14 protein-coding genes are annotated in these 20593 nt (G+C 68.5%); 10 read left to right on the plus strand and 4 right to left on the minus strand.

From position 1 onward, the window contains the following. The first annotated feature begins 17 nt into the window (after positions 1-17). Genes POL72_RS22895 through POL72_RS22905 form a run of 3 tightly spaced genes read left to right on the plus strand, consistent with a single transcriptional unit; the run spans position 18 to position 3135 of the window. Positions 18-962 carry a hypothetical protein gene (locus POL72_RS22895; protein ID WP_272097637.1) on the plus strand — a complete coding sequence of 315 codons (945 nt, stop codon included), beginning with the start codon at positions 18-20 and terminating at the stop codon, positions 960-962. A gap of 35 nt (positions 963-997) precedes the next feature. Then, complete coding sequence (locus POL72_RS22900; protein WP_272097638.1) at positions 998-2092, plus strand: hypothetical protein; 1095 nt, start codon at positions 998-1000, stop codon at positions 2090-2092. Next, positions 2068-3135: a hypothetical protein gene (locus POL72_RS22905; protein WP_272097639.1), complete on the plus strand. Its 1068-nt coding sequence runs from the start codon at positions 2068-2070 to the stop codon at positions 3133-3135. The genes POL72_RS22900 and POL72_RS22905 overlap by 25 nt, the downstream gene beginning before the upstream one ends. A gap of 121 nt (positions 3136-3256) precedes the next feature. On the opposite strand, the gene POL72_RS22910 is transcribed toward POL72_RS22905, so the two are convergent. Next, the gene (locus POL72_RS22910; protein ID WP_272097640.1) at positions 3257-4279 is read right to left on the minus strand and encodes a DUF1835 domain-containing protein; all 1023 of its coding nucleotides are present in this window, start codon (positions 4277-4279) and stop codon (positions 3257-3259) included. 549 nt (positions 4280-4828) lie between these two features. Beyond that, positions 4829-5362, minus strand: coding sequence for a hypothetical protein (locus POL72_RS22915; RefSeq protein ID WP_272097641.1), 534 nt, complete (start codon positions 5360-5362; stop codon positions 4829-4831). A gap of 627 nt (positions 5363-5989) precedes the next feature. Here POL72_RS22915 and POL72_RS22920 point away from each other — a divergent pair. Genes POL72_RS22920 through POL72_RS22935 form a run of 4 tightly spaced genes read left to right on the plus strand, consistent with a single transcriptional unit; the run spans position 5990 to position 8160 of the window. Further along, positions 5990-6250, plus strand: a complete 261-nt coding sequence (locus tag POL72_RS22920) for a hypothetical protein (RefSeq protein WP_272097642.1) — start codon at positions 5990-5992, stop codon at positions 6248-6250. Positions 6251-6281: 31 nt separating this feature from the next. Next, on the plus strand, positions 6282-6554 hold the full coding sequence (locus POL72_RS22925) for a metal/formaldehyde-sensitive transcriptional repressor (RefSeq protein WP_272097643.1): 273 nt from the start codon (positions 6282-6284) through the stop codon (positions 6552-6554). Between the two features lie 11 nt (positions 6555-6565). Then, complete coding sequence (gene dmeF / locus POL72_RS22930; protein ID WP_272097644.1) at positions 6566-7594, plus strand: CDF family Co(II)/Ni(II) efflux transporter DmeF; 1029 nt, start codon at positions 6566-6568, stop codon at positions 7592-7594. Continuing rightward, a complete protein-coding gene (locus POL72_RS22935) occupies positions 7591-8160 on the plus strand; it encodes a manganese efflux pump MntP (RefSeq protein ID WP_272097645.1) in 570 nt (189 codons plus the stop codon). Before dmeF ends, POL72_RS22935 begins: the two co-directional genes overlap by 4 nt. A 102-nt stretch (positions 8161-8262) precedes the next feature. Here POL72_RS22935 and POL72_RS22940 read toward each other — a convergent pair whose 3' ends face one another. Then, positions 8263-9615, minus strand: coding sequence for a glycosyltransferase (locus POL72_RS22940; protein WP_272097646.1), 1353 nt, complete (start codon positions 9613-9615; stop codon positions 8263-8265). Between the two features lie 592 nt (positions 9616-10207). Beyond that, positions 10208-12550, minus strand: a complete 2343-nt coding sequence (locus POL72_RS22945) for a membrane dipeptidase (protein ID WP_272097647.1) — start codon at positions 12548-12550, stop codon at positions 10208-10210. A 455-nt stretch (positions 12551-13005) separates the two neighbouring features. Between POL72_RS22945 and POL72_RS22950 the strand changes: the two genes are divergently transcribed. The 3 genes from POL72_RS22950 (at position 13006) to POL72_RS22960 (ending at position 20503) form a co-directional block, all read left to right on the plus strand. After that, a complete protein-coding gene (locus POL72_RS22950) occupies positions 13006-16461 on the plus strand; it encodes an NHL repeat-containing protein (RefSeq protein ID WP_272097648.1) in 3456 nt (1151 codons plus the stop codon). Then, entirely contained in the window at positions 16359-18614 is a 2256-nt protein-coding gene (locus tag POL72_RS51285) for a DNRLRE domain-containing protein (protein ID WP_272097649.1), read from the plus strand. The genes POL72_RS22950 and POL72_RS51285 overlap by 103 nt, the downstream gene beginning before the upstream one ends. Before the next feature lie 236 nt (positions 18615-18850). Then, a complete protein-coding gene (locus POL72_RS22960; RefSeq protein WP_272097650.1) occupies positions 18851-20503 on the plus strand; it encodes a VWA domain-containing protein in 1653 nt (550 codons plus the stop codon). Positions 20504-20593 lie beyond the last annotated feature (90 nt).

A 20593-nucleotide genomic window follows, 5' to 3' on the forward strand; every position in this document is an offset into this window, starting at 1 on the left:
CGGCTTCTCCGCCGGCCGTGTCGCCTTCTGCGACATCCTCCGCGTCCCTTGCGGAGACGCTTCGCCGTGCGGAGCAGGCGCGGCGCGCCGGGCGATGGGACGACGCGGCGGCGGCCTATCGGACGGCGTGGGAGTCGACCGGCGACCCGCGCTGGGCCGGGGAGCTGGGGCTCCTGGAGCTCTCGCTGCGCCGGTACCGGGACGCCGCGGAGCACCTGCGCCGGGCGCTCGAAGGGGGGGACGCGCTCGCGTCCGGCGCGAGGGCGCGGCTCCGGGGAGCGCTCCAGCAGGCGGCGCAGGAGGTCGTCGAGGTCGCGATCGTGGTCGGCAAGCCCGAGGCCGAGCTGTTCATGGATGGCCGGCGCGTGGGCCAGGGGTTCGTCACGTACGTCGTCTATGTCGAGCCCGGAAGCCACGAGGCGCGGGCGACGCTGCAAGGCCACGAGGACGGCGTGGGTCGCTTCGATGCGCAGCGCGGGGACAAGCTGCCGCTCGGCCTGGCCCTCAAGGAGAAGCCGCCGGCGCCGCGGCCGGCGCAGCCGGCGGTCGCGCCCCGCGCCGCGGCGGCCGGGGAGACGGCGATCGGGCCGGCGATCCGGCTCGGGGGGCTCGCGCTCGCGTCGGCGGGCGTCCTGGTCGGCGCGGGGTTCGCGATCGGGTGGACGGTCAAGGATGGCGAGGCCGAGTCGCTGCGCGAGGACCTGCTCGCCACGGGCGGGGAGCGTGCGTGTCACGAGCTGGCTTCGGTCAACGATGCGCGGTGCCCCGAGCTAGAGGACGCGATCCGTTCCCGCGACGCCCTGGGCCTGGTCGCGCTGGTGAGCGTCGTGGCGAGCGGCGTGGTCGGCGCGGCGGCGCTCTCGTCGTTCTGGTGGGCGCCCGCGCCGGAGCGCGGGGGCGTCCGGGTGGTCCCGCAAGCGACGGCGCGCGGCGGCGGTGTCCGGATCGAGGGCGCATGGTGAGGTCGAGGCGCGGAGGGCGCGGAGGAGGAGCGGCGATGTCGCGGTGCGGTGCGGGGCGAATCCTGGCGGCGCTGGTCGGCCTGAGCGGCGCGGTGGTCGCGACGGCGAGCGGCTGCGGGGCGGTCGACGGCTACGACTGCGCCGAGCTCCTGGCGTGCGACTTCATCACCGAGGATGGCACCAACAACGGGGCCTGCGACGGGATCTGCGTCGATGCCACGTTCGGCAGCTTCGAGCAGACGCCGTTCCTCGTGTGGATGGGGCATGCTGACCTGGCGCCGGGGTGCGGCGAGGTGCTGCGGGGCGAGGAGTCCGACGACGCCGCGAGGCCCTCCACGTTCGAGCTCCTCCATGCGGAGCCGGCGCCTCATCCAGGATGCGATCCGTGCGTGTGCACGCAGCCTGCGTGCGCCTTCCCGGCCGGCCTCTCGGTCACCTCGGGCTACATGTGCGACGAGGGTCCTGGCGAGACGGTGACCCCCTTCGAGCCGCCGGCTGGCTGGGACGGGGCGTGTGTCGCGCCCGGCACGGTGCCCGCCGCCACGTTCGGCTCCTTCGCGATCGCGCCGGTGACGAAGCGCGCCTGCGAGGTCGTGGCGGCCCCGGTGCCGCGCGACGGCGCGCTGCCGGGGAGCACGGAAATCGCCGTCGTGTGCGAGGACGCCGACTCGAGCCGTTGCCCGCAAACGGATCATCGCTGCGTCGCCGAGGAGAGGCTCCCCGCAGGCTGGCGCCGCTGCATCCTGTCGGAGATCGAAGCGGACTACATCGAGTGCCCCAACGGCGAGGACATCGAGGGCCCCAGGCACTCGGAGAAGTTCACGTTCTGGGTGGTGGCAAAGGACGAGCGCAAGTGTACGGAGTGCTCGTGCCACGAGACCGCTCCGAGCGTGTGTGAGGCGATCGTGTCGACGTTCGAGGACACCGCGTGCGGCGAGCTGGTAGCCTCTGCCACGGTCCGTGAGAACGGCGTCTGTCACGACGCCGAGCCCGGCTCGACGCTGGGGAGCATGAGCGCGGCGTGGCGGGTCGACGCGCCGGGGAGCTGTGCGCCGAGCGGCGGGGAGCTCACCGGCGAGCGGCAGGTGGAAGGAAGAAGGACGCTGTGCTGTCTGCCGGAGGGAACGTGATGCGGGCGAGGACGACTGTCTCGGCGCGGGTGGGGTTGAAGGCGGCCGCGCTGCTGGCGCTCGGCGCGAGCGTGACGCTGCTCGGGGCGTCGTGCTACGAGACCCCCCCTCCCGACCCGTACTACTATGGCTGCCCCTACGAGTGCGTTCCCCGCGGCAGGGACTTCCGAGGCGAGTGGTTGGACTCCTATTATGTCTGGTTGGGCAAGGCGAGCGAAGCGCCTGATTGCAGGTCGGTCGGCCTGTTCCCTGAGGAAAACGCAGGCACCTACGCCGATCTGAGGGACACGGACCGCTGCCCCCAGTGCCTGTGCGAGCCCCGCCCGTGCCTGCCTCCCACGAGCCTCTGGGTGGCGTCGAGGGCGACGCCCAGCGACGAAGCCTGCGAAGGGACGCTGACTAAGTCTACGTACCCGCCGCCGGCATGGGATGGTGGCTGTTTCGCGCCGCGCAACTCCTTCGCCAGGAAGGCGGAGTACGTGCTCTCTGTAGAGTCCCACGAGCCATTTCGCGATCGCGATCCTTGCCGCCCGTACCTCGCCCCGAAGGACGTGGAGGCGACATGGGGCACGTTCGCGGTCCTGTGCTTCAACGATGTCTATGGTGGAAGATGCGATGAACCTGGATACGTGTGTATGCCACCCAAGCCGGAGGGCTTTCGCACCTGCGTGCCGATCCGCGAGGTGTCCGAGGACTCGTCGGCGGCGTGCCCCCCGGAGTTCCCCGAACGACTCGAGCTCTATGAGGGGCTCGATGGCTGTTACTGCTACTGCGACGAGGTGAAGCCCCGAGAATGCGAGATGACGGTGTCCCTGTATGCGGACAAGAGCTGCACGCAGCACGTCATCACGCGGCCGCTGCCGGTGTCGTCTGGGGCGTGCGTGGAGACCCCCGGCGAGGCGGGCACGAAGGCCCTGAGCGTGGAGTTGACGAAGGAGGAGCGCGCCACGTGCGCGCCGGTCAGTGGGACAGCGCAGCCCGGCGTTCCGCTGCGAGGCGAGGGCCGCCGTGTCCATTGCTGCGAGCCCGCGCCCGGGGGTTGAGCCTCGCGCTGCCGGATCAGTCCATCACGACGCCCGAGATGAAGGACCTGGATCACGGGCCTGACCCGGCGCGGTCCGTGGCATCGAGGAGGTGGTTCAGGAAGGCGCGCGCCTCGACGCGTCATCCCGCATCCTGTGTGGCGGGCTCCCCAAGGCGCTGGAGGCGCTTTTGACCTGCGCGGTCATCCACCACGACCCAAGGAGCCCCTGGGTCGTACGCCGTGACGCCCCACACCGGCAGCGGTGGCCCTTGAGCGATTTCAGCAAGACCGTGTCGCTTTATTTCATCGCCGACAGCCGTCAACCTGTAGCGAGCCTCCAGCATAGGTGCTCTGTCCGTCCTGTAGGGCACACTCTCCAGCGCGGCCTTAGCCCCACGGTGCTCGGCCCACTGGCGCAGCCGCATGGCGAGAAAGAAATCGCCGATGCGCGTCCCCCAACCATTACGCAGCTCTTCGCCAGCCGATGAATGGTGCACAAATACGTCCACGGGCGTCATCCAGTCTTTGTCGAGACAGGCGAACAAGAGCTCGTCAACCCAAGATAGGGTGAGCGCGCTACCGTCCAACCGAGGAAAGAATGCCGCTTGGTGGGTGCCCAGCTCTACGAGATCCTTCCGCACTCGATCTGCGCGCCCAACCTCGGTGGCCAGCACAGGAGACCGACCGCATAGCTTTCGCCAGGAGCGCGCCATGTGCCGGACGCGCGTCAGAGATTGCGCGCGCGCGTCGTCCAGACCGCGGCGCGCGTCAGCCGGCTTCACGTGGACGAATCCACGGCTAAACCCATCCTCCGGCGCATCTCCCAGGAGGACGATGTCGATATCCGGGTGCTCGGGCCGATTGCGGAGCCTCCACGCGCAGAGCGCCCACAGCATCAGCCTATCCCTCCACAAGCCGGACGTCCATACGACGATTCGTTGACGCGATTTCACTGCGCTGATAAGATCGTCAAACGACGAACGGAGCTGTGCCCTTTCCCGCCCTCGAAGGTTCCAATAATCGCACCGCCGCTCACAATGGTCTTCGGGATCGGACGCGCACGGCCCCTCCAGCACGTTGTCGCGCACGAAACGCACGGGAAGGCGAAGCTTGCGCCGGATCGCTTTCCGAATGTCCTCATTTGTGGTGATGTGAATAGTCATTGGAATCTCAGAATAGACACTTTTTGCAGTCCGGCGATGGTGGATCTCCGGACTTGCATCGTCTATAGCAGGTTCGACACTTCGTCTCGCCTGCGTCTCCAGATTTTGGACTTGCACAAAACTGCCACGGAGCGCGGTCCATGCAATCCTGATATTTCTCATCGCAGCTGTGATTGCTTGTCTGCTCGCAACCTTCTCGACAGCTCTTGTATCTAGCGTATGCGCTATCCCGACACGCTGTCCGCTGCGCTTCATCCTCCATTTTTCCACACTGAATATTGTCAGACTCGGAGTCCACCTCGCATTCTTCCTCACATGGCGTCTGGGCCGCGATGTTGCAGACGGGAGGAGGCGGATCCATGTCTTGCGGCTCCAGCGGCACGGGCCCGATGCCACCGACCCCTGTCGCGCCGAACCCGAAGCCGCCGGCGCCCGTCGCGGTGATGATGATACCGCCGGCGCCGCTCTCCCCTTCGCTCCGGAGGTAGCAGTCTCCAACATCGAAGTTGCATCCCGCGAGGCCGAGGCATAAAACAGCGAACGGCTTGTTCATTTTGACTCTCCCCCAAATCTCCACACAGGTCCGGCGGTGACCATCGTAACCACGCTTCCTGGGAGGACGCGGCTGCTCCCGCCGGCCCAGTCTACGTTGGCGCTCACCGACACACCCAGGCGCCCGGCAAAGTACCAGTCGGACTGGGCGCGACCTCCTGGAGCGATGCCCATCACGCGGTCACAGAACTCGACTCCGCACACCGGCATCGAGTAAATCGACAGGGATGGCCCGAGGCTGACGTTGCCTGTCTTCGTGTCGTACCCAAGCGTGACCGCCGTTCGGTCGTAGAGGCCTACGCGCGAGCCAGGGACGATGCTGAACATGTTATGAAGTTCGAGGCGGAACTCGCTGCTCTTTCGCCAGAGCACCTTGGCGAACGGGCTCAACGCGAGCCTGGACTCGGTCCCGACCTGGATCCCGCCCACGCTCACACCAGCGCTGAACTCGCGCGCATATACCGGCCTGGGCGCGACGACGAAGAGCTCACAGGCACAGAGAATGCAGATAAGCCGCAGTGACTGAATCACGCAGAGATCCCCTCCCTTCTGCGATCATCTTGGCTCACCGGATAGCGCGTGATCCGAGGAGCGTGGTGGATTGTTCCATATGTAACCTGGCTTTCCAAGAAAAATAGGAAAGATTTCGCAAGCGTCACATGGCACGTGGCTGCTGAGTCGTGAGCCGTTCAGGACGGGGACGGGAGCGTACGCCGTTACGCAGTTCGGGGTCCGGCATGTATTTGATGAGGCCGCTGCGCAGAAGCCTATGGAATTACGGCAATTATAGCTTTCGGTGCACCTTCGCATGCGCGAGGAGCATGCGTTTCTGCACGTGATTCATTTGCGTATAGATAGAATTATATTGAGGAGATTGACGCCTGCGTGGTTTCGCACGGTCGGACCTACCAAACGTTCCACTGGACCTACCTGCTGTCATACTGGTCGATAGGCTGAGTAAAAATTCCAGTTTTGGAAGAAATGGGGAGCTGGCGACGTGGCAGAGAGCGCACCCGCATGCGCGATGGTGAGGCCGGCCATTTCGGTTTCGTTACGACCATGCGCGAGTCCTTGCTTCGAGAGGCGCCGCTCAAGCGAACATGCCGTTGAAGCGCGGGCGCGCTCACGCTCGGCGAGTCGGAGCTCGGCACCGACCGGGTGCTCGGACAGTCCGGCTGCTTCGCCCTCTACTCCGCCAGCGTCCAGGTGGCGCGCACCCTTGCCGACCGCGAGCGCCGGCATCTGCGGGCCATCGTCGAGCACCTCAAGCCCGCGCACACCCATTCCGTGTACCTGAACGGCCCCCTGCCGCCCATCCTGCCGAACCCCTGGGAGCTCGGCCTCAGCGACCTCGGCGAGGGCGACGGACCTGCACTGACCCTCGCCGGGCTCCGAGAGGCGCCTGCGCACGGCGCTTGACCCGGATAGTATACCCCCCTATGCTATATGCGTGCACACGGTCGAGAACAAGAAGAAGCTCATCGCTCGCGTCCGGCGGATTCGCGGGCAGCTCGAAGCGGTGGAGCGCGCCCTCGAGGGCGAAGCGGGGTGCTCGGAGGTCCTGCAGACGGTGACCTCGGCGCGTGGCGCGCTGAACGGCCTCGTGGGCGAGCTCATCGAAGGGCACATCCGCACCCACGTCATCGACGGGGAGCGCGCAACGGGACCTCAGCGGGAGGCCGCGGAGGAGCTGGTTCAGATCGTCCGCACCTATGTGAAGTGAAGGAAGCAACGATGAGCGACTCCACCGGATCCGATCAGCTCGCCCAGCTTCGACACGCCCACGACCACGGCGCCGCCGCGGCTTCGCACGAAACCAAGACCCGGTGGGTCGTCGCGCTGACCTTCGCCATGATGCTGGCGGAGCTCGTGGTCGGCCATGCGACGAACTCGCTCGCGCTCACGGCCGACGGTTGGCACATGGCCACGCATGCGGGCGCGCTGGGCATGGCGGCGTTTGCGTACTGGTTCGCGCGCAAGCAGTCCGGGTCGAGCGTGTTCTCCTTCGGCACGGGCAAGGTGCACGCCCTCGCCGGGTACACGAGCGCTGTCGTGCTTGCGCTCATCGCGCTCCTCATGGTCGTCGAGTCGCTTCGCCGTCTCCTCCATCCAGAGTTGATCGCCTTCTCCGAGGCGCTTCCTGTCGCCGTCGTCGGTCTCGCGGTCAACCTCGTCAGCGTGAAGCTCCTCCACGCTGACGAGCACCATCACGAGGCGCACGACGACCATCCCGACCACGGCCACCACGGTCACCACGATCACGACCATGGCGATCACGACGACGAGCACGCTCATGGCCACGACCACCACGGGCACGACCACAACTTGCGTGCGGCGTACTTCCACGTCCTCGCGGACGCGCTGACCAGCGTGCTCGCGATCCTCGCCCTCGTCGGTGGGCGCTACCTTGGCTGGACGTTCCTCGACGCCGCGATGGGCATCGTCGGCGGGCTCGTCATCGCGAAGTGGAGCTACGGACTCTGCCGACAGGCAGCCAGGCAGCTGCTCGACGTCGTCCCTTCCGAGTCCCTCGCTCGGCGCATCCGCGATCGAATCGAGTCCACCTTCGCTGGAGCGAGCGTCGTCGATCTCCACCTGTGGGACATCGGTCCCGGCGCGCGCGCCTGCATCGTTTCGGTCGCGGTGCCGAGCCCCCTGGCGCCTTCCGCCTACCGTGACGCGCTCGTCCCGATCGCGAGCCTCCAGCACGTCACTGTCGAGGTTCACCCGCTCTCTGTCGGCGACGCGCGGAGGGGCTCGTGAGTTACAGCGCGATCTTGCTCCTCGCGCTCGGGCTCGCGATGGACGCGACCGCTGTCGCGGCGGCACGAGGGCTGTCTGTCCCGGCGATTCGAGCCCGCCATGTCCTGCTCGTCGCGGGGTTCTTCGGCGGCGCTCAGGCCCTGATGCCCGTCATCGGCTGGCTGCTCGGAGCGCGGATCGGTCCGCGCGTGCAAGCGTGGGACCACTGGATCGCGTTCGTGCTGCTCGCGTTCCTCGGCGGAAAGATGCTCTGGGAAGCCCGCGGCGACGACAGCGACGAGGGCGAGACCACGGCCGATCCCTTCGCGTTGAGCTCGATGTTCGTGCTGGCGGTCGCCACGAGCATCGACGCGCTCGCCGTGGGCATCACGCTGCCGATGTTGAACGCCCCGTTCGCGATCTCCGTCGTGACGATTGGCATCGTCACGGCGCTGCTCAGCGCAGCGGGGCTCTTCGCGGGACGGCGGTTCGGGGCGATGCTCGGCAAGCGTCTCGATATCGCTGGTGGGGTCGTTCTCATCGGCCTCGGGTTCAAGATTCTCCTTGAACACCTTCTGATGTCGTAAGCGTGTCTTCGCAGACCGCGCCCGCCGGCTTTGCGTCCCCGGAGCGTGCTGGCTCTCCTGTACGTGACGGCGGAACAGGATCCGTTGCGTCGGAGCGCCCGCTCAGATCGACAGCGCGATCGGCGAGCGCCGCCGCGCGCTGGCCGCTGCGTCGCTGCGTGGCGCGCCCCAGCCGCGGCCCGGGACCTCGGCGGCCGCGCTCACGCCGAGCGCGCGCTGCAAGAACGATGAGCTCCGCGCATACGCGAGCAAGTCGCTCGGCCGGACGGCAGGCATGCCGCGGTGCAGCTGCCGTACGAGCAACAACGCATAGAGGTCCATGTAGCGCTCGACCATGCGGGCAGCGGAGTAGCGCTGGAGCGTGACCTTCCGGCCGTACCGCCCCATCCGCGCGGCGAGCGCGGGGTCGTCGCGGAGCTCCGTCAGCCTGGCCGCGAGCGCCTCGGCGTCCCCGGAAGGCACGAGGAAGCCCGTGTACCCGTCGGTGAGGGCCGTGGGCACGCCGCCCACCGCGGTCGCGACGACGGGGAGCCCGGCGGCCATCGCCTCGAGGACGGCGAGCGGGAGGCCCTCGGCGATGGAGCAGAGGGCGAACGCGTCGAGCGCGGCGAGGATCTGGGGCACGCCGTGCCGCCCGCCGACGAAGAGCGCGCGGTCGGACAGGCCGAGCTCGCGCGCGAGCGCGACGAGCCGCGCGCGCTCCGGGCCATCTCCGACGAGGAGCAGCCGCCCGTCCTCGGGCAGCGCCTGCGCCGCCGCGCGCAGGAGCAATGCGTGGTTCTTCACGGCAGAGAGGCGCGCCACGCTCCCGAGCACCCAGGCTTGCTGCGAGATGCCGAGCTCGGCCCTGACACGGGCCCTGGCCACCGGATCGGGCGCGAACCGCGACAGGTCGAGGCCGCTGGCGACGACGTGCAGCTTCTCGGCGCTGACCTGGCCCTGGTCGACCAGCATCTCGGCCGTCGGCCGCGAGACCGCGACGTGGGCGTCGACGAACGCGGCGGCGGCGCTGCGGAGCCATCGCCGGCTCTGCAGGTCGTCCGAGACGCCGTGCTTCGTGTGGACGACCGGGACGCGGTGCAGCCAGCCTGCGGGCGCGGCATAGATGAGCGGCTGCTGGTTGTGCGCATGGACGAGCGAGATACCTCTCGCCCTGAAGAGCGCGACGAGCCGGGCGGTCATGCTGACGTCGAAGCCGCGGCGCTTCGGCAAGAGCTGCACATCGACGCCGCGCCGCCGCAGCTGCTCCGCCCGCGGGCCATCCGGATCATCGGCGATGGCGATCACGGTCACGTCATGGCCCGCTGCGCGCTGGAGCGCCGCCAGATCGACGACCACCTGCTCGGCGTCGCCGGCCTTCAAGCTGCTCACAACGTGCGCGATCCCGAGCTTCCATGGAAGCCCCGCCCGGCCAAGGTCGCGGCCTCCCGCGCCGTAAATGTCACGAACATCCATGTCTTCCCCCCTCGAACGAATGGAACGGTGTCGACGCGCGCTGCTCGTCCAGCGTGCCTGCGCTGCCTGGCTCCTCAAGGCGTGATCCGGCCTCTCCGATCGGCGGAGCGGCGCTCCGCTCCCTGGCCAATGCAGCGAAGCGATGATGGACGAGCGTCCTGGGCTTGAGAAGCGTAAGCGCTGCAGCACGCCGAGGGCGATGCGCGGCGGATGGTAGGAAAGTTGATTGGCGTGGAATATAGGCCGAACCCGGAATGTGGCAATAGAAAACGGTGGTGAATGGTAAGACGGTGGTACACGAGGATTGCTGTCCAGGCCGAGCCGCGCGCCGTGCGCTCGCTCCGGCTGGACGGGATCCGTCCGCGACTTCCAGCCCCGGCGCGAACGTCGGGGTTCTCCCGCGGTCGCATACGGTTTTGTCCCGCAGAACCGGCGCCTCAGCGACGGAGAGGCCTTGAAGAAGGTGTGGGGGCGCTCGTCGACGAGGGGCAGGTCCACGCGTCATCGCTCCCATCGCGGTCAGTCGGGCGCCGGCGCTCGGCCTGCCTCCCCGCAAGTGAGGTTGGCGACGTGTGGCATGTCGCGTGGCGCGTCAGCGACAGAAGAGGAACCTGCAGTTCCCGGACGCGCACTGGTTGTCCTTCGTGCACGCCGCTCCCCGGCCGCGCTTGTCGACGCACTCGCCCTCGTTGGTGCCCCACCCGCAGAACTGGCCCGCCGCGCAGTGCGCGTCGGAGCGGCAGAGGCACGTCTGGGTGAGATCGCCGCAGCGGTTGCTGGGGCACTCCTCGTTCACACGGCAGCCCTGGCCGATGGCCTTCGATCCGGGCGTGTAGCAGAAGCCCGCGCCGGCGATCAGCCCGCCGCAGCGGCCGGAGGCGCACTCGCTGTCGCGCGTGCACAGCTGATGCTCGGCCTTCTTCGGCACGCAGGCGTTGTCGCCGCCGACTCCAGGCGTCTTGAGCGCGCAGCGGAGGCCGCTGCCGCAATCGGCGTCGTCGTTGCAGACGCAGCGCCCCGGGATCGCGTTGCAGGCGACGGCGGTGCACTGGCCGCTCTCGCACTCCTCATCGAACCGGCAGCTCCCGCCCAGCGCCTGAAATCCAGGGCAGTAGGCCGCGCCGCACTTCGTGGGATAGGCAGACTCCCGCTCCTCCGCCGTCACGAAGGGCGCGATGCCGCTCTCGTCGAGATCGTTGGCGGGATCGGCCATCCCGGCCCGCGGCCCCTGGGCGCGCTCCCACATGCGGAGGAAGGCCTCCGTCGAGGATCTCAGGCCGGTCGTGTCCACGCCCAGGCGATCCAGGTCGGCCAGGAGGTCGGGCAGCATCCCCTCGTGGGCCAGGCCCTTCTCGTCGAACTCCGCCCCCAGGGGGCCGGGCCCCTGCGCGCGCTGCTCCCAGGCCTGGCAATCGGCCTCTGCCTGGAACGCCGCCGAGCAGGCGCCGTCCTCGCCGAAGCGCGGCCGGGTCTGCTGGATGAAGCCGTTGAGATCGGCGCCGAAGGCCATGGGGACCTTCAGGCCGAGCCGCCCGTACTCGTAGGCCTGCGCGAAGGAGCGCGACGAGCCCTGGCAGCTGTTCTCGACCGAGCTGCGGTTGTACTGCCGGGTCTCGTCGTGCGCCGTGCGCAGGCCGAAGATGCCGCCCGTCTGCCGGAGCATCCGGATCACCCGCGCCGGCGTGGACTTCTCCTTTTCGGCCACCGCCGGGGCCATGATCTCCCGGAAGTGACCGTGGGAGATGTAGATCGGATAATAGTCGCGCGCCCGCGCCAGCTGGAACACCCGATCGACGCCGCGCTCCGAGAGGTGCGCGACGTCGAGCAGCATCCCCCGGTCCATCATCTCGCCGACGAGCGCCTCGCCGAGGGGCGTCAGCCCGCGCATGTTGCGGCAGCTCGCGTCGACATCCATGCCCAGCGTGACCCCCGCGAGGGTGGCGCCGCAGTCGGTGTCGATGAAGCAGCTCTCTGTGTACTGCGCGAGCTGGAAGATCGGGTTGTGCAGCGCCGCCCCGCCAAAGGCGTTGTCGACCTGGTGCACCGGCTGGAGCGTCCGGACCCCCAGGGCGTGGTACCTGGCGAGCTGCGCGCGCATCTTCGCCGCGTCGACGTCTCGGCCGAACAGGTGGCTGGCCTCGATGGACAGCACCACCGCCAGCTTGCCCGCGCCGATGATCTGCCGGGCGTGCGCCGGCGAGAGCGCGATCTCCATCCAGCCGGCGTTTTGCGCGGCCAGCGCGCGGGTCATCTGGATCTGGAGATCGACATCCACCATCTCGTCGCAGGCCCGCTGCCGGTTCTGCTCCGGCAGGATCGAGCAGAGCCAGTCGTAGCTCACCGCCGACATGACGATGAGGCTCAGCCCGCGATCGTGCGCCGCGCGCAGCCAGCTCACATGGCCCTGCTGGTGAGCGATGGTGTCCCAGCGCGGCCACCCCTCGGAGAAGCGCTTTCGCCCGAGGTGGAGCCCTGTGTCGCCGCTCGTCCCCTCCGTCTGGCCGATCACCTCCGAGCCGAGGACGCCGCCTCCCAGGCCGAGCAGCGCTGAAAGCGCGCCGCTGCTGGCGAAATCGAGCATCGCCGACTGAGGGCACCGGTCCAGGAGCGCGCTGAGATCCTGTCGAACGCGGCCGTGATCGCCCCCTGGGCTGCCGCCGTCGCAATCGTCCAGCGCGCCGGCGCCGTCGTGCTTGCCGTGGAGCCATCCACCCCCGAACGCCTCCTCCGCCATCATGTGGAAGTGCAGATCCGCGAAGCCGCTCACCGGGGCTCCGCCGAGCGCCGCCGGGGAGGGGAGGGGGAGCCCCGCCGCGGCGCCGTCTGCCGCCGCGGCGCCGGCGGAGAGGCCGAGCGAGGCAGAGAGCGCGAGATCGTCCGTCTCGCCCTGCTCGCCGGGAGGCGAGGGCGTTCCCGGGTCGCACGCGGACGCCATGAGGGCGAGGGCGGCAAGGGCCGCGGTCGCGAAGGGGCGCGGCCAGCGCCGGCGGCGCTCTCGGGGCGCCGGGCCGGGTCGAGTCGATAGAGCAGGTGTCAGGCAATCGTAGGGGCAGGTCATGGGTGTCGCGGTCCGAGGGTCGTGGGTGTTCCAGGCGCTGAGGACGCCCGGTTATCTGGGGTAGTTTCCACCGCATTTTCAAGCGGTGCACCGCGCCCGCGCGGCGCGTGGCGGGTTTTGTCAGCGCCTGGCGCGTTTTGTCGCCTTCGCCGCCGGTCCAGAGGCAGCTACTCCACGCAACGATGGGAGACCGCGAGCCGCTCCGCGAGCGGGCACGGCGGCCGACCGCGTCACGTCCGCTCATCTCGGCCGACCAGGCCGTCGGGGTTGATTCAATGACAGTTCTCAGGTCCATGCTGATACGCCGGCTCATCCAACCACGAGGCGCCCTCGTGCATTCGAGGCTCGCGGGGCGCCTCCCGCTCCTCCTTTGCCTGGGCATCGTCACACCGGCCTGCGCGGGCGGCGCCGACGAGCCGAGCGAGCCGAACGAGCCCATAGGAAGCGTGCAGCAAGCGCTCTGCTCCGCGGACGACGTGGGCTGCCAGAGCGGCGCCCCGAGCTGGCCGAAATGGTCTCAGCAGCCCGATCGGCCGGACGCCGTCTTCGAGAAGTTCGAGACCGGCTCGGGCGCCGGGAGCGCGTCGAGCAGCGCCAGCGCCAGCAGCGCGTCGAGCAGCGCAAGCAGCGCAAGCAGCGCAAGCAGCGCAAGCGGGGCCGGCGGAGGCTCAGGCTTTGAGTTCAAGCCCAAGGCGTGCGACCCGAACCTGCTCGGCAAGATGCCGAAGAGCCCGAACCCGAAGGGCGCCGATCTCCAGAACATCACGACGAACTTCCATGTCCTGCAGTCGATGCAGCTCCTCTCGTCGATCGTCAACAAGACGGCCGAGGCCATCAACGCCGCCGACACGGAGACCATCGAGGACGCCGGCAAAGGCAGGTGCATCTGCACCCAGCAAGTGGTCCCCGGGTGCACGGACGTCATCCAGAAGAGCCAGACGACCTACGAGGAGTGCTCCGACTTCTGCGATCCGGCCACGACGCCGACGAACACCTGCAGCATGGGCGTGCTCGTTTGGCTCTCCAACGACGTCCAGCAGACCCAGGCGGGCAAGGAGAAATGGGCCTTCAAGGCGGTCAAGTGGCTCGACAAGATGGCCGGCGAGATCTCCGACGGGCGCTTCGCCGATTTCCTGGAGCAGATCGGCGGCGAGCTCGAGAACGCGACGGAGGTGCTCGCGAAGATCCAGTGTTATATCGACCTCTACACCGAGGGCTACCACCTCGGCAGCTACTCCGAGCAGCGGCCCGATCTGCACATGTGCATCCCCTGGGCCGGCCATGGCGCGTACGCCACGATGGGCGAGAGCGGCGACGGCAGGTGGGGCATCGGCGGCCGCTACGAGTCGCGTAACCTGAGCGAGGAGCGGCGTGCCCAGATGCGCACCGGCGGCTTCGCCGTGACGGCGTTTGGCAAGACGCTGAGCATCCTCCCGGGGATGGAGTTCAACATGCAGCTCGACGGGTACAAGTGGTTCAACCGCGAAGCCCCCCTCGGCATCCCGGCCTTCGGCCACTCGGGCGGCGGGGGCTTGAGCCTCTCCGCCGCCAAGAAGAACGGGGTCTTCTACCTCGCGGACGGGAAGCAGGTCGAATCGCTCGACACCGACCACGACGGCCGGGTGTCTCCGCAGGAGTTCCTCATCGGGACCTACATGCCGTTCTCTTACACGGCGGACTACACGCCGGCCGGCGCTCCGAGCCCGGCCACCTGGCCCAGGGACGCGGCGGAGCCGGTCGAGGACTGGGAGGGGCGCTCCGCCGCCGTCATGGCCGCGGCGCTCAACCTGGATATGCAGATGAAGCCGATCGAGAAGGAGCTGACGAAGATCCCGCTCCCCCCGGTCCCCGGCGCGTTCCTCATCCCGTACTTCAAGCTCGGCGCAGGGGTCAAGTGGTACGACGAGGCCTATTTCATGCGCAAGCGCCTGCAGGAGGCGCTCAACAAGCACACGAACCACAAGATCGAGAATGTCGATTTCGATCGCAACATGCACCCGTTCCAGGCGCCGGACGTGACGGGCGAGGCGGGGACGCAGATCTCGGTGCGCCCGGAGATCGGCGCGAAGCTCTTCCTCGGCGTGCCGCTCGGCAAGCGGCTGAAGGTCGGCGTGGAGGCGAGCATCGGCTTCTCCGTGGATCTCAAGCCGAGCGGATCCGGCGGCGTGGTCGACCTCAACACCTCGCTCGAGCGGGCGCTCGTGAACAGCAACCCTGACGAGTCGCTCGAGTGCAAGCCCGTCTTCAACTACAAAGATCAGACGTACTGCTCGAACCGTTTCGTCGAGGAGTCCGAGATGAACCTCGGCTGCTCCCCGCTCGATACCAACAACTCCTGCTGCCTCTCCTTCATCACCGGCGGCCGCGCCTGCATCGACGACTGGACGGGGATCACCCAAGAGCTGTGCAATCCCGGCAAGCTCTCGTACGAGCTGTTCTCCACCTTCATGAAGGAGAAGAAGGCCAAGCAGCTCAAGACCGCCTTCCAGCAAGGCTTCACCGCCAAGTGGAACGCGAACAAGACCTGTGACGAGTGCGACAGCGACGGCACCTGCGCGACCGACGTGCGCAGCGACGATCTCCGCGACATCTCGGGCTGCCAAAAGCACGGCGTCTGCTGCCTCCCCGTGGCGTCGTCGCCCTTCGGCCTGGCGGGGTCGCGCGGCCTCGTGAACGCCAGCTACGCGCAGGCCCGCTTCCTCCAGACCGGCGACCTTGCCTACGACGCGTCGACGCGCATGCTCTACGTCGCGGACCGGACCGCCGTGCGCCGCATCGACCTGACGAGCGGCGCGGTGACGACGATCGCGGGGTCGACGACCTCGGGCACCACCGACGGCGTGGGCACCGCCGCGCGGTTCAACACCATCTCGGGCATCACGCTCCACAACGGCGCCCTCTACATCGCGGATCGCGGCAGCCGCACGATCCGCAAGCTCACGCTGAGCAGCGGCCAGGTCACGACGATCGCCGACCGCACCGTGGTCGGCACGCCGCGTGACGTGGCCGTGGAGGGAGGCAACCTGTACGTCACGAACAGCGGAGACCGCACGCTGGTCTGGATCGACCTCGCGACGGGCGCGAACATCGCGGTCGCCGGCCTGGCCTCCTCGTCCGGGAACGTCGACGGCGTGGGGACGACCGCGCGGTTCGCGGAGCCGTCCGGCATCGTCGCCGACGGGCACGGCAACCTGTACATCGCCGACGCGTTCAATCACTCGCTGCGCCGGTTCGAGATCGCGACCTCGATGGTCACCACCGTGGCAGGCAACGGCACCGCGGGCTCCGCGGACGGCGTCGGGACGGCCGCTCGGCTCAGCTCCCCGCAGGCGCTCGCGATCGACGGCTCTGGAAGCGTGTTCATCGGCGAGGGCAACAGGCCCGGTCGCATCCGGCGCTTCGACCCGGCGCTCGGCGCCACGGCCACGGTCGCCGGCGGGCCTGGCACCGTGTGGCAAGACGGCCTGGCCACGACGGCCGTCCTCGAGCTGCCCGGCGGCCTCGCCGTGCTGCCCTCCGGCGACATCTACGTGAGCGACACGCTGCCGTCGACGGTCCGCAAGATCGGGAGCAACTGCGACTCGACGATCCCGGGAGCCGTTACCTACGACGCCACGGAGGCCGAGTGCCCTGGCACCTTCGGCGCGTACCGCTGCGTGACCGAGACAAAGAGCGATGTCGTCGAGTGGAGGGGCCCGGGTGCCACCCGCTCCACTCGGGCTTCCAGTCCGCGTGCGGCTGCGCGTCGAACGCCGACTGCGCGAGCGGCGAGACGTGCGACGCGGTGAAGAAGCTGTGCACCGTCGGCGGAACGCCGGTCGACTGCCTGTGCAGCGCGGACCCGAACCCGACCTGCGCGAGCGAGCCAGGCCGCACGTGCGTCGAGGGCGCGTGCGCCCGCCGCTGCAACTACGACGTTGCCACCGCGGACACCGTCTGCGGCTACGGTCAGGTCTGCACGCCTGACGGCGCGTGCGCGCCGCAGGGTGGCGCCCAGTTCGCCGAGCAGGTGATCTGGGGGCTCAAGAACCCGGAGGCGCCCGCCCACGCGATCGCCACCTACGGCATGAGCGAGATCGAGCTGATCGCCGCGCTCAACGCGGGCATTCACGTCGGCCTCGAGGTCAAGCTGTTCAAGAAGCCGAAGAAGTTCACGCTCTGGGACTGGCGCCGGTCCTGGGATATCGGCTCTGTCGAGAAGGCCAAGTTCCAGCCCGGCCTCGAGGCGACGTACCAGTGGGACAGCACGTCGCTCGGCCAGGTGACGAACTACCAGCCGGAACAGGTGAAGCGCTACGCGACCGTCACGTCGGAGACCGCCGACTTCCTGGCGTGGTGCAAGGACGAGCTGCCGCTCTACGCGGAGGACCCGCTGCCCCCCACCACGGAGGACGTCACGGGCGGCGTGCAGGAGGTCCTCAGCTTCGGCTTCGACCTGGGAGAGCAGGTGTCCACGATGGAGAACCTCTGCATCGAAGGTCGGCCCATGATGGAGTGGCTGCAGGACAAGGACGCGCTCGCCGAGAAGTTCGTGACCGGCACCTGCACGTACGTCGGACTTGTGAGCGGCTTGCGCGGCAACCTCAGCTTCCCGTGCCAGGACGCGCACATCAACCTGCTCAAGCACTGGGGCTGCCTCGACGCGGAGGGCTCCGCCGTCGCCAACCAGCTGCGGGTGGGCGCCTTCAGCGGCGCCGTCGTCAACACCCCGACGCCCACGTTCGATCTGACCGCGCTGCTGTACGACACGAGCAACGGGCTCGAGGCGTCCAACCTGGTGCACCCCAGCGCTTTGGCCGAGGCGTGGCTCGCCGAGGTGGAGGCCTGCTTCGACGATCACTCCGAGGACACCGTGCCTTGCTCGTGCCTCGACGACACGGATTGCACGACGGGGCCGGGGCAGACCTGCGTGAGCGGGACGTGCCAGGGCCCCGAGGACGACATCATCCAGTGCTCCGTCGTGAAGAACGCGGGCGTGACCGTCGAGCGCTGCTGCGGCGACGGCGTCCAGCAGGCGTCCGAGCTGTGCGACGACGGCAATGCGCAGAGCGGCGACGGCTGCTCGTCGAGCTGCCTCCTGGAGACGAAGGGCGCGTGCTGCCAGTCCCAGGGCTGCACCGACCTCGGCACGGGCGGCATCAGCTCCAGCGCGAGCTGCCGTGAGGCCGGCGGCTACTTCGTGAGCGGCTACAGCTGCGCGCAGATCGACGCCTGCGGGGCCGAGCCCATCGGCTCGTGCACGGAGCCCGACGGCGCCTGTCACACGCCGACCTACGAGGCGCAGTGCGACGCGGTGAGCGGCGTGTTCGTCGTCGGCGGCCACTGCGAGAACGAGCCGGAGCGGCTGACGCTCCAGCCCGGCAGCGCCGGCGTCGATGCGACAATCACCAGCCTGAGCTCGGGTGTCGGGACCAACAATGGGAATTCCCCGAACCTGACCGCGGGGCTGTGGACCTCTGGCGGCACCAAATACGCGAACCGGGGCCTGTTCCGCTTCGATCTGTCGCCCATCCCGGCGGGCTCCACGATCGAGCGGGCGCGCCTCAGCCTCTACGCCGATCCCGCCGCGCGCCTCTACGGCCAGGGTACCTCGAACGGCCTCGGCCCGGGGCACTCGACGCTCGGCGGCTCCAACGCCTTCCTGCTCCAGCGCGTCACCTCGGCGTGGCAGGAGAACACCGTGACCTGGGCCAACCAGCCCACGACCACGGCGCTCCACGAGGTGCTCCTGCCGCGGAGCACGTCGGATGGTCAGGATTACGAGCGCGTGGACGTGACGGAACTCGTGCGGGACATGCTGAGCGCGCCCTCGAGCAACCACGGCTTCCTGATGCGGCTCCAGGACGAGGTGGTGAAGCACCGGGAGGTCTCGTTCACGTCGAGCGACTACGCGGTCGACGTGCGGCGCCCCAAGCTCGAGGTGGTGTTCCGGAGGCCCTGAACGCCGGCGCGATAGAGCGACGGTCACCCGCTTCGGAGACGGGCCCACCTCGGCATTTTCGGTGCTCAGCGCACCGGAGTGCGCCTGCGCGCCGAAAACGCCGATCTGGGCCCGTCTCCTGCGCGGGAGACCGCCGCTCTGCTCTGCATGGTGCAAAGGTGGGCAGAAACCGCTGTATACCTTTGGTTTTGATCGACACTCAAGAAGGATTGGAGATGATGAGAAGCTCATTCAGAATGTTCGCAAGCGTCGCCGGCGGTCTCCTCACGAGCGTTGCGGGGGTGTCTGCCGCGTTTGCCCAGGTCGCCCCGCTGGACACCAACCATGTGGTGATCATCGACCGGTCCGGCAGCATGTACGGCGACCGCATCGCGCTCGCGAAGAAGGCGGCCAAGATCTACTGGAACACGCTCGTATCGAGCAATGTGCCCGCGTCGCAGTCGTTCACGGAGATGCTCGGCGTGGCGAGCTACTCCGACACCTCGTCGATCACGTACCCCTTGACGGCGCTGCCGGCGTCCGGCCTGGACACGGCGGTCGACGCGCTGGTCGCGGACGGGTCGACCTCGATCGGGGCGGGCCTAGAGGAGGCGCTCGACATGCTGGTCGCCGAGAGCCCGACCAAGAGCGCGCGCGAGTGCGTCATCCTGCTGTCGGACGGGCAGCACAACACGCCGCCTGCCCCGAGCGACTTCTATGGGGACTATTACAACCGAGTGGAGGAGGTCCACTCGATCGCGCTCGGGTCGGGGGCGGACGAGGCGATGATGAGCGACATCGCGGCGAACTACGGGGTCTCGCCCGGGCTCTACCTGCGCGCCGACAGCGACACCGCGATCGACCAGCTCGAGCTGATCGGCGCGTTCAACCGCATGGCGAACGACTGTCGCGACGGCGGCATGATCGATCAGGTGCTGACGGAGATCCTGCCGCAGTCGACGTCGTGCGCGGACGCGTTCGTCTCGGCGGCGCAGATCGTGGATTTCACGATGATCTTCGTCGGAGCGGCCGCGCCGAAAGTCTACTTGCTGCCCCCTTGGGACCAGACTTCCGAGATCACCGAGACGAACTTCGCCACGTCGGGCTCCGACCTGACCTTCTTTTCGGCCGAGAACTTCAAGCGCTTCTCCCTGAACCTGACGCAGCCGTACGAGGAGGGGTCCTGGCAGTTCTGCGCCACGAACACCTCGGATCAGCCCATCTACCTCTACTCCGCGGTGTCGACCCTGGCCGACACGATCTCGCTCCGGGTCACGCCGAGCACGCTGAACGTCGGGACGGCGCCGCTCATCGTGGAGGCCGAGGTGAGCCACCTGGGCAGCCCGGTCCTAGGCGCCACGGTCAGCGCGCAGATGACCGGCCCGAGCGGCGCGGTCACGCCCCTGGCGTTCCACGACGACGGCGCTGCCGCGCACGGCGACGCGACGGCCAACGACGGCGTCTACTCGCTGAAGGTCGGCCAGTTCGCCGAGACGGGGAGCCACGACGTCACGGTGTTCGCGGACTACGCGGGCAGCGCCACCGTCCCGATGTTCACGCGGCAGCACACGTTCGGGTTCTACAAGAACCCCGCGCCGCCCTGCCAGAGCCTGGGGCCGATGAGCACGGCTATCGTCGCGTCGGTCAACGGGACCTCCTGCTTCCAGATCGATCGGGCGAGCCTCCCGACCGCCTGGACGCCGGCGACCCTGACGCTGCAGATGAGCCCGACGGACGGCGTCCCGCTGAACGGCGTCAGCGTGTCGGCCAACGGCGGGACGCCCCAGAGCGCCCCGGCGAACAGCTGGTCCGCAACGACCACGATCCCGTTCCCGGGCAGGGCGAACGACGTTGTCTATCAGGTGAACACGACGAGCAACAGGCAGCTTCGGATTCAATGGTATCCGTGACGCTGCACGACGGTCTCGTCGCGACGCGCCGCTGACCCGTCATGGACCGCGCGCGCGTGGAGTCCCTGTCTGGACCGCCGGTGAGCTCCG

Origin of the sequence: Sorangium aterium, assembly GCF_028368935.1 — a bacterium.
In the GTDB taxonomy this organism is placed as follows: domain Bacteria; phylum Myxococcota_A; class Polyangia; order Polyangiales; family Polyangiaceae; genus Sorangium; species Sorangium atrum.

Bases quoted from the DNA above. Each gene is read 5' to 3' on its own strand.
- dmeF (WP_272097644.1), top strand. From the start codon at position 6,566: ATGAGCGACTCCACCGGATCCGATCAGCTCGCCCAGCTTCGACACGCC.
- POL72_RS22940 (WP_272097646.1), bottom strand. From the start codon at position 9,615: ATGGATGTTCGTGACATTTACGGCGCGGGAGGCCGCGACCTTGGCCGG.
- POL72_RS22945 (WP_272097647.1), bottom strand. From the start codon at position 12,550: ATGGCGTCCGCGTGCGACCCGGGAACGCCCTCGCCTCCCGGCGAGCAG.
- POL72_RS22910 (WP_272097640.1), bottom strand. From the start codon at position 4,279: ATGACTATTCACATCACCACAAATGAGGACATTCGGAAAGCGATCCGG.
- POL72_RS22900 (WP_272097638.1), top strand. From the start codon at position 998: ATGTCGCGGTGCGGTGCGGGGCGAATCCTGGCGGCGCTGGTCGGCCTG.
- POL72_RS22960 (WP_272097650.1), top strand. From the start codon at position 18,851: ATGTTCGCAAGCGTCGCCGGCGGTCTCCTCACGAGCGTTGCGGGGGTG.